This window comes from Mucilaginibacter sp. (assembly GCF_041660805.1).
GTDB lineage: Bacteria > Bacteroidota > Bacteroidia > Sphingobacteriales > Sphingobacteriaceae > Mucilaginibacter.
On the sequence record NZ_JBAZVP010000059.1, the window covers coordinates 1 to 10,364 of the forward strand.

General features: G+C 39.0%; 6 protein-coding genes. 4 read left to right on the forward strand and 2 right to left on the reverse strand.

The features are described from left to right. The 3 genes from WC743_RS27840 to WC743_RS27850 form a co-directional block, all read left to right on the forward strand. Nucleotides 1-494: alpha/beta hydrolase family protein (locus tag WC743_RS27840; protein ID WP_373016826.1), on the forward strand; the 494-nt coding region annotated here is incomplete at its 5' end. A 6-nt stretch (nt 495-500) separates the two neighbouring features. Then, the gene (locus WC743_RS27845) at nt 501-2,144 is read left to right on the forward strand and encodes a sensor histidine kinase (RefSeq protein ID WP_373016827.1); all 1,644 of its coding nucleotides are present in this window, start codon (nt 501-503) and stop codon (nt 2,142-2,144) included. Nucleotides 2,145-2,263: 119 nt separating this feature from the next. Further along, nucleotides 2,264-2,950, forward strand: a complete 687-nt coding sequence (locus tag WC743_RS27850) for a response regulator transcription factor (RefSeq protein WP_373016828.1) — start codon at nt 2,264-2,266, stop codon at nt 2,948-2,950. A gap of 74 nt (nt 2,951-3,024) precedes the next feature. Here WC743_RS27850 and WC743_RS27855 read toward each other — a convergent pair whose 3' ends face one another. Then, nucleotides 3,025-4,212: a Gfo/Idh/MocA family protein gene (locus WC743_RS27855; protein WP_373016829.1), complete on the reverse strand. Its 1,188-nt coding sequence runs from the start codon at nt 4,210-4,212 to the stop codon at nt 3,025-3,027. Between the two features lie 943 nt (nt 4,213-5,155). On the opposite strand from WC743_RS27855, the gene WC743_RS27860 reads away from it, so the two are divergent. Next, entirely contained in the window at nt 5,156-8,878 is a 3,723-nt protein-coding gene (locus tag WC743_RS27860; protein WP_373016830.1) for a hypothetical protein, read from the forward strand. A 73-nt stretch (nt 8,879-8,951) separates the two neighbouring features. On the opposite strand, the gene WC743_RS27865 is transcribed toward WC743_RS27860, so the two are convergent. After that, nucleotides 8,952-10,028: an AAA family ATPase gene (locus tag WC743_RS27865; RefSeq protein ID WP_373016831.1), complete on the reverse strand. Its 1,077-nt coding sequence runs from the start codon at nt 10,026-10,028 to the stop codon at nt 8,952-8,954. Between the last annotated feature and the right edge of the window lie 336 nt (nt 10,029-10,364).

The window sequence follows — 10,364 nt, forward strand, 5'->3', positions numbered from 1 at the left end:
ACTGGCTAATTGCCAATAAAATAGCTAATCCTAAAAAGATAGCCATTTTTGGCGGTGGTTTTGGCGGCTTTTCGGCATTGTATGGTTTGTCATTTCACCCCGAACTTTATAACTGCGCTATTGTAAAATACGGCATCATTAACCTGTTTACTTATTTAAAAGATGTACCCCCGTTTGCCAAGCCTTATCAGCAAATGACTTATGAGATGATAGGCAACCCCGAAACAGATGCCGAGCAGTTAAGGGCTATATCACCGGTTTTCCATACTGATAAAATTAAAAGCCCTCTATTGATATTCCAGGGAGCTAAAGATCCGCAGGCCAACATCAGCATACTGAACCAGTTTGTACGCGAGTTAAAAAACCGGAACGTACCGGTAACTTATCGCCTGAAAGAAAACGAGCGGGCCTTTTTCAAAAGCGAGCATAACCGTATGGAAATGTATGCCGAGATAGAGAAATTCCTGGATACTAACATGCAGGTTAAACGTTAACCTGTTATGAAAGGGGAGAAAAACATATACCGGAAGAATTTTTCGCTGATCATCGCTTTTATTGTGCTGATAACTGTAAGCCTGATAGTTGCTGTTATTATTGCCTATAACCTTACTGCCAAGTATGTAGAGAATGAGTTTGCCTCTAAAAAAATTGAAGTGCTTGAGCAAACCATTAAACCTTATTACGATTTTTTCGAGATAAAAATCCCCGAGATAACCTCCTATCAGGGGTTTTTAGATTCAACATCGGCAGCTAATTACTCAGCAACGGTTTTTCGCAGCTACCCATTTGTACGCAGGGTGCTGTTTTATGATATACAGATAGGTAAACCGGCAGCAAAGCCCCCGGTACACAATATTGAAGGTATATGGGTAAAAGCTATTTACAGGTATAAACTAAAACGCGGGTCTGTATCCGGATTAAAAGATATTACCTCGGTATATGAAAGCGATTTTAAGGAAATGGCCGCTAAGCTGGGCAACTTTATAGCGGTTGCTGATACCGCGAGGGTGCCTACCCAGGATGAGATATTTAAAACCTTTTACGATGTTAAGCCTGATAAAATAAGCTATTTGAACATCCCGCGCAGAGAGGATATAAAAAACTATCGTGCATTGTTCAATAACAAACAATCCCCGGCATTTTATAAGCAAAACATGATGACCTTTTTGCTTGATGCCCACATGCTGAATGTAAAGAATTCGCATCCCGAATTATATCAGCAGGTAACCATACAGCCCGTGGTTTATGACCCGCTGGATGTGGAGGGCGGAAAAATATTTACGGAGGTGCCCCTGCCAGGCGCGTTCTCAAATTTTAAACTGTACTTCAGCTCCGCCAGCAGTCACCTTAAACGCGAAATTGACAGAAGGTTTTTACCGATAGGCGGCATTGTATTAATGATCTATTTTTTCTTATTATTAATAAGCTGGTTAATATTCCGCAATTTGAACATCAACCTAAAAGTATTTAAACTGCAGTACGATTTTATAAACAACTTTACCCATGAATTTAAAACGCCGGTAAGCGTAATAAAAATAGCGGGATCAAACTTAAGGGGCGATGCTGAATTAAGCGAACGGCAGCGCCGCCATTACGGTAAAATTTTAGATGAAGAAGCCGATAAGCTGAATGACCTGATGAACAAGCTGTTATCATTTACACAGTTAGAGAACAGGTCTATTAATGTTCATCGTGAGGAAATAAACCTGAAAAGCTTTGTAAAGGGGTACATTGATACCTTTAAAATTAAATACCCTGATTTTAACCTGAGCTATGAAATTGAGGGTGTAGATCACTTTTACAGCGATCAGGTACTGTTGGGGAGTGTTTTCCAAAACCTGATGGAGAATGCCTACAAATATTCGCACCCGGGTAAAAAAGAGCTGGCTATACATATTAAACAAGAAAAGCATAAGTTAGTATTCGCGTTTGCAGACAAGGGCATTGGTATGGCCAAAGCCGAGCAGGGAGATGTATTTAAGAAGTTTTACCGGATAGAGAACCAGTACAATCAGAATGGAAGCGTGGGCCTTGGCCTGGCATTTTGCAAGGAGCTGGTGAACTTTATGGGTGGCGATATTAGTGTAAACAGTAAAATTAACGAAGGTTCGACATTTGTGGTTACCTTGCCGTTAGAGAATTAAAAATTACAAAAAAACTATACCTTTAAATATTACCCACAGGAGCGTACAGCTTTGTAGTTAATGCACATAGCAAAGCGTTGGTTCATACAGGGGCAATTGTATATATAACTTTATTACACATGAACAAGGAAATTAAAATAGCGCTGATAGAAGATGACGAAAACCTTAGGTTTTTAGTAGCCGAACGCTTACAAACAGAAGGATATAAAGTACTGGAAAGCGGTAACGGCGAAGAAGCCGAAGGTATGATACTTGAAGAGCAACCCGATATTGTACTGCTTGACTGGATGCTGCCCGGCAAACAAGGATCGGAAGTGTGCAGCAGCCTGAGGGAGAAAGGTTTTGATAAGCTGGTTATAATGATGACCGCCAAAGCACAGGATATTGATAAGATAGGGGCTTATAATTTTGGCGTATCTGACTATATCACCAAGCCCTTTAATATGGATGTTTTGGTAGCGATGATTGACAGTAAAATTAAGTTCTCGCTGAATAACGAAAAAACCGAATCGCATAAGTTTGGTAATATGGAGCACCTGCCAAACACTCACCTGTTAATAAAGGATGGCCGTAAAACAGAGCTGACCATATTAGAGAACCGCATTTTACTTTACTTTTTAAAGAACAAGAACAAGGTAATTAACCGCGAAGAACTGATGATGGAAGTTTGGGGTTACAATGCCGATGTAAACACCCGCACGCTCGACATGCACATTGTACGCCTCCGCAAAAAGATTGAGAACAACCCCGATTCGCCTACCTATTTGCAAACGGTACGGGGTATAGGGTATAAATTTGTTTATTAACCCCCCCAGCCCCCTAAAGGGGGAGCTTTTGAAGAGCATACAGAACTTCTGTTCCCCCTTCAGGGGGGAGGGGATTACATATCCCTCACCACTACCTCGCCGGTTACTTTGTCTTTTAACAGGAGTTTTTTATCGCCGTGGGGAAGGATCTCTTCTTTTATTAAGTAATACTGGTCGTCGTACACGGCAAAGTCTGATGCTATTTTGGTATCGTTGCTGCCGCGCCAGTCATCTATTTTAACGGGTTCCCAAATACCGCTTTTGGCCGATGCATAGGCTGCATCTATAATGGCGTTCACCACGTAACCATCGTAAAATGTTTCTGCCGGTTCGCGCTTGCCTTCAATAGCTTCAAACATATCGGTAAACATGTGGTTGTAGCCCAGTTCGTTCACCTCATCGCCTACGGGGAAGAGCCATCCGCTGCTGCTCTCGGCCTTTTCGGCAACGTAACCGCCGCCCTTGCCGGTGCTAAACATATCGAACCCCGTGCGCAGGAAGTTGTTTATCCAGATGGTGCCCTCGGTACCCATCACCTCGTCGCGCAGGTCCATACCGCCCCTAAAACACCAGCTTACCTCAAACTGACCGATTGCTCCGTTAGCATACTTCACCATGCCAATGGCATTATCCTCTGCATCAATTGGGTGCACCTGCGTTGCCGCCCAGCACATTACCTCAACGGGCCTGATATCCTTCCCAATGTAGCTGCGTGCTATCTCAATACAGTGGCAACCTAAGTCGACTATTGCGCCGCCGCCGCTTTGCTCCTTGTTCCAAAACCAGTTGCTGTGCGGGCCGGGATGTGCCTCGCGGCTTTTGGCCCAAAGCACCCTGCCCAAAGCACCCGCCTTTACACTGGCGAGGCTCTTATTAAACTTTGGCGTATAACACAGATCTTCCAGGTAACCACCCATTACGCCTGCCTGCTCCACCAGATCCAACATTTGTTTGGCCTCCGCAGCGGTACGACCGAGGGGTTTTGTACACAGCACATGCTTACCCGCTTTGGCGCAAGCCTCAACGGCGGCAAGGTGCAGATCATTGGGGAGCGATATCACCACCACGTCAACTTCGGGATGGTTCACCACCTCGTCCATATTATTGCTGTACACGGGGAGTTTATAATCACTGGCAAATTGTTTGGCCTTTGCCACATCGCGGCTGTACACGGCGTGCAGGGTATCTAACCGGCGGTGGCCTATCAGCGAATCGGCGTAGAAACGCGCAATAAAGCCCGAGCCAAGCATAGCAATTTTCATAAAGGTAAAATTTATAAGGGTTTGTAATTGGGGTTTAAGATAGGGTTAGATGTGCAGATATGCAATTAGATGTGCAAATTTTAAATGTGCAGATATGCAGATTGCAGATGATCCCCAAACGCGTCATTCCGAGTTTTAAAATCCAGCGACCTCTGAAGGGGAAATGACATTTGCTGGGGTCATCCTGAGCTTGTCGAAGGACGTGTGCAAAGGCCCGCCCCGCAATGTGGTTCGACAAGCTCACCATGACAAGACAAGCTCAGCATGACCCATATAATTAAATATGTTCTTTGCGAGGCACGAAGACAACCGACCGTAGGGAGCTCATTAATACCTTAAAGAAAAATTAAAATCATTAATAATCTCGTAGGACGTTCGGTGAGCGCCCATCCTCCCCCGCCAACCGCGTCATTGCGAGGTACGAAGACAACCGACCGTAGGGAGCTCATTAATACCTTAAAGGATAATTAAACTTATTAATAATCTCCCGATAGGTTAGTTCTCCGTTAGGTAAGGGGTGCTGCTTTATGCCAAGCCTGTGGTTGTCACTTTCTTTTCTCTCAAAAGAAAGTAACCAAAGAAAAGTCGCGGCTTGGTCCCGCCCTGTGAAAGGTAGTGGTGCTTCAGAGCCGGTGCCATCCGAGCGTTACACTATGCCGCATTTTAAGCTGACTTTCCGTCTGTGCGCCTGCAAGGTTAATGAACCATTCCCCAATGACTTAATGACAGCGCAGTAAAATGACTCAATGACCCAAAATAAGTAAAGGTACTGTTGTGGTGCTTATGGATGCTGCAGCCCCGCTATGCGCTCATACGCCTGCAGGCCTTAGTCGCGAGGGCCGGTATCGCTGCTATCGGGTTTGGGGGGAAGACATGAGATATGTAACACTAATAATTGTTAATTGGTTTAAAACTAAGTAACTTAGCATAATACCTAAATTTTATGCAGTTAAAACTAAAAAATATATTACTTCGAATTATTCCATTAGTTCAAAAAAAACTCTCCAAGCTACTAGAAAATATAGGTGAGCCGCTTAGTGAAAAAAAAACTAACTATGAAGACTTAACTCCAATTGATGATGTAAAAAAAAGCGAGCCATATCTCAATGCATTGAATTGGGCTTTAAAAAATCAAAATATAAAAAATATAGCTTTAACTGGGCCCTATGGTTCAGGCAAGACAAGCATTCTAAAAACTTTTAAAAAATCTTACCCAGAATACTATTATTTAAATATTTCGCTAGGGTCTTTTCAAGATGAAATTGAAATTCAGAAAGAGGAATCATCTGAAATAAAAAAACCTGATACAAAACCAACAAATTATGAGGAAAGACATAGGCTTATAGAGCTAAGCATATTACAACAAATGTTTTATAAGGTTGAAGGCCGAGATATTCCTGATTCTAGATTTAATAGAATAAAAAGCCTTGGTAATATCCGGTTATTCATGTACATTTTAATTGTATTTATTACAATTACAGGTCTTTCTATACTTTTTACTCCTACCTTTTGGGAAAGTTTATCATGGTGGAATAATCTCACAGACCCTTACTGTGATTGGTTTAAGTATTTCGCTTTAATTCTTTTGGCACCTTCCTTATATTTTTTAAGCCGTTATATTATTAGATTGTTTAATTTTTCAAAATTTAATAAAATCAATTTGACAAAAGGTGAGTTAGAATTTGATCCCAAAAGTGAAACATCAATTTTAAACAAGCATTTAGACGAAATATTATATTATTTCGAGGTAACTTCATTCAATGTCGTTTTTATTGAAGATCTGGATCGTTTTAATGACCCTGAAATTTTTACTAAGCTTAGGGAGTTAAATATATTAATTAACCAATCTGGTCAAGTAAATAGAAGAATAGTATTTATATATGTCATTAAAGACGACATGTTTAAAGATAAAACTCGAACAAAATTCTTTGATTTCATAATTCCCATCGTACCCGTAATCAACTCTTCAAATTCTTTTGATATTATGATAAAGAAGATAGAAGATACAGGCCTTAATTTGAATATTAGTGAAAAGTTTTTAAGCGATGTAACGCTTTTTATTGATGATATGCGCGTGCTTAAGAATATTTTTAATGAATTTTTATTGTATCGCGAAAGTCTAAATGACATAACCCTAAAAGATGAAGAATTATTTGCAATGATTGTTTACAAGAATATGTACCCAAGTGACTTTGCATTTCTTCATAATAAATCTGGTATCCTTCACGGAGTTTTTGAAAGCGCGAGGGCTGTTAAAAATGAAATAATCAAACAAAAAACAAATGAAATTACAACAATTACAAAAAGTATTCGAGGAATTGAAGATAATAAACACTTAAGTATCGAAGAGTTGCGCTCTGTTTACTTGGTCGAAATAATTTCTGAATTTGATAGTGCTATCGGAATAATTGTGAATGGTGAAATGAAAACACTGGCTCAAATTAGATTAAATCAAATTGATTTTGATTGGCTTACCAAACAATCTAATATAGCTTATTACCATTACAGTACTAGCTATGGACAAAATAGACAAGCAAATACTGGAAAATCGTTTTTGGCAATTGAAACTAAAGTCAACTCAAAATCTAGTTTTAAAGAACGAGAAACGTTGATTAATGAACATATTTTAAACGGTGTAAACAAATTAAAATCAGATATTGAAAAATTAACGCTAGAAATTAATGTCGTTCAAAAGCAAAAAATCGCTCAAATGCTTAAGAGCGAACCTGATCCAATTGGTTATTTCGATGACCGATTTCAGAATGCCCCTTTATTAGTTTATCTTATTAGAAATGGTTATATAAACGAACACTATAATATTCTCATATCTTATTTCTATCCCGGCCATTTAATGATAAATGATATGGAGTTTGCATTAAGCGTTGCTAATAGGGAATTACGTGAATTCGATTTTGAACTTAATAAGGTTGAAAAATTGATTAGCCGATTAGATGTGGATGATTTTACAGAACCGGCAATATTAAATTATAATTTAACTGACTATATACTTATTAAATCTGGGACTTACAAGGAACACTTTGTCAATCTATTCAAGCAACTGAGCAATGAAAGTGATATCGTTTTACAATACATAGATTCATATTTCATTAATGGAAAGCAAAAACCTAAATTTTTCAAAAATCTATTTAAAAATTGGTCTGGGGGTTGGGATTACATAGCAAACACTTCAAACTTTTCAAAAGAAAAGCAGATTTCCTATTTAAAAATAATTGCCGTAAATGTTGATGGAAAAGACATTAATACTTTAAATAAAAATGGTTCCCTAGCTATATTTATTACTGATTTGTCAGAATTTATCGAGATTTTTAAAGACCCACATGAATTTGCTGGAGCTAAAAAATTACTAGATAACATTAATATCTATTTTCCTATTTTATCAAATGTTGAGGCATCAAAGGAGCTTTTAACATATATCTATGAAAATTGGATGTATGAGTTAAATGAGAATATGATTAAAATTATGATTACACAAAAAGCGAACAACTCTAGTTTAAATATTTCCATGCTCGATATAGCAAATTACACTACTATAAAGTCGTCAGGCGCAAAACAATTATATGAATACATACTTGAAGATCTTAATACCTACGTTGAAACAATCATTTTGAGTAATATTAACAATACACAAGAAGATGAAAGCGCCGTTATAGAACTTCTCAATTTCGATGTGAATAAATTATCTATCAATAATAAAACAAAGCTTATCGAACACCAATTAGTTAAAATTTCAAAAGTAGAAAGCATAGTACAAAAAGATCTTTGGTCGACATTATTTGATAATAAAAAACTTGAAATAAATTGGCAAAATACTTTAGACTACTTTGAGTATGTTGATAAGTTGGATTCACATTTATTTGATTATTTAAGCTACCCCGAAGTATATAACAATCTCCGGAAAATCAATTTTAACACTACAAACAAAGGCGATAAACTAAATTTTAAATTTTCATTAGAAACTTTGTTAAAAAACGAATTTTCGAACGACGTTTACGACGCTCTAATTCAAAGTAACCCTTATCATTATAATGGTAAATTAGATGTAACTGATCTTTCAGATGACAAGGTAGAAAAATTAATTAAAAAGAAATTAACTTTAAATATCGAACAATTTGAATTGATTAAAGAAAAATTCCCAAAACTGGTGGGACAATATATAGGTTGTAACATTGCTTCTTATTTAAACAATAAAAATTTATATGCTTTGGTAGACACTGATTATGTAGACCTGTTTAAATCTTCTATTTCCAACGCTAATAAAATAAATCTCTTAGGTGATTTAACAGAGGATAAAATTGAGAGGAATACTCTCTTAGCAAGCTATGCAGGATCTGTCATTTCTTCAGATCCAGATTACGTTATAACAAATTCACTATTATCCATAATAATTACCAAAAGTATTTTCAAATCTGATAGCATTGTTTTGTTTGAAAAGTATTTACCTCAAATAGACTTATCATTAACCGATAAGCTGTTGGAATCCTTGGACGAACCCTATAAAAGATTGTCACAAAGAGGCAAACAAGTCAAGCTCCCCTTAAACAACTTCAATATAACTATAATAGAAAAGCTTCAGATGAAAGGTTATTTAAAAAGTTTTGCATTTGAAAAAAATTGGATTAGGGTTTACAATAAGAAAACCCTCTAACATTAACACATCTGTTTGCCAAAGTGTAGCCCTGTCGGTCCCAATGGGCTAATGAAATTTAAATTACGAATTATCATCTCGGCATTAACTTATTAACCAATCCTACAGCAACATGAAGTTCTTTGCTTATCTGCCGCTGGCTGTAACGTTTGGCCGCGAGTTCGGCTACTTTTGGGGCTAATATATGCTGGTTTAACAGGCGGTTACGCAGGTGCAGGCGTTCGGGGCTGTTGCCTTCAAACTGCATTTGTAAAAAATTGCCGGGCTTTGTAATCCGGCAAAGGCATACATTGTCTTCGCCGTATACCTGTGCAGAGCTGCGCTGCTTTATTTGTTTAAGGTAACGCAGGTGTGGGTCGGCGGCGCTTGTACCAATGGAGAAAGCGCTGTCGGCCAGGTTTATAAGTAGCTTGCTGCCGTGCATATCGTCGGTTGAGATAGGTGAGCCGGGGTTACGGCGTTTGGGTGTATGGGCCAGCACCAAAATGGACAGGTTGTAATCGGTTTTAAGCGCTTTGAGGTGTTTAATAAGGTTAAGTGCAACAGATGCGTTTTCGATACCGCCGCGCAGGCAGCTGATGTTATCAATAATGAGCACCGTGGCTTTTACCAGTTTTATTTTATACGCGATGCCTGCAATAATTTGTTCGTCGTAGTTGCTATAGTTGCCAATTAGGGCGTTATCGGGGCAAAATTCGGCGCGGAAAAAACTAAACGGAAAGTTGTGATCGCCTTCGGCACTCGTATAGCGCTGGTAAAATTGTTTTGTAGAAAGTTCAAAGTCGATATAAAGCACCCTTGCGGGTTCGGCACCCATGGCAAACGGCGCAATTGGCTTGCCCAGGGCTATGCTGTTGCCAATTTGCACGGCCAATACCGATTTACCCACATTGGTATCGGCAAACAGGATACACAGTTCGCCCTCGTGCCAAAGCTCCCCAAACAACATTTTAGGTGCGGGCTCACGTTCGCCAAGTTCCATCCAGCGTTTACCGGTAGCAACTGAGAACAGGTAACGGCATGTTTCCGGGTCCACATGCGTGTTATCTATTGTTTTTGATCTTTTAGCCGGGCGATATTTTACGCCCCTGGCTCCGGCACGTATTTTTTCGATAAATTCCGGGCGTTCGGCAGTATGGTTGTCGGTCATTTTAAAGTGAAAAGTATTTGTGAGAACTGAAACATGGGCCGGAAACGGCCGGCCTATCAGAAGATACGGATTGTACCTTACCCACAAATATAACCTCTGCAAATAACAAAAGTGGTGGCACAATATTGTCAGTAGCTGATTTATCAACTACCTGGTTATAAGCTGTTTATTTATGTTCACGGGTGTTCACGGCCGTGAACGTGAACACTTTAAGGGGGGATCAGATGTGCAGGCAGGTGAATGTGCAGATAGGCGGATCAGGAAAAAAGTATTTTAAACAAAGAAACCCCTCATCTTTTGGATGAAGGGTTTAACTTTAAGATTGGGCACCGACCT

Coding starts and splice junctions, on each gene's coding strand:
- WC743_RS27845 (WP_373016827.1), top strand. CDS start 501: ATGAAAGGGGAGAAAAACATATACCGGAAGAATTTTTCGCTGATCATC.
- WC743_RS27850 (WP_373016828.1), top strand. CDS start 2,264: ATGAACAAGGAAATTAAAATAGCGCTGATAGAAGATGACGAAAACCTT.
- WC743_RS27855 (WP_373016829.1), bottom strand. CDS start 4,212: ATGAAAATTGCTATGCTTGGCTCGGGCTTTATTGCGCGTTTCTACGCC.
- WC743_RS27860 (WP_373016830.1), top strand. CDS start 5,156: ATGCAGTTAAAACTAAAAAATATATTACTTCGAATTATTCCATTAGTT.
- WC743_RS27865 (WP_373016831.1), bottom strand. CDS start 10,028: ATGACCGACAACCATACTGCCGAACGCCCGGAATTTATCGAAAAAATA.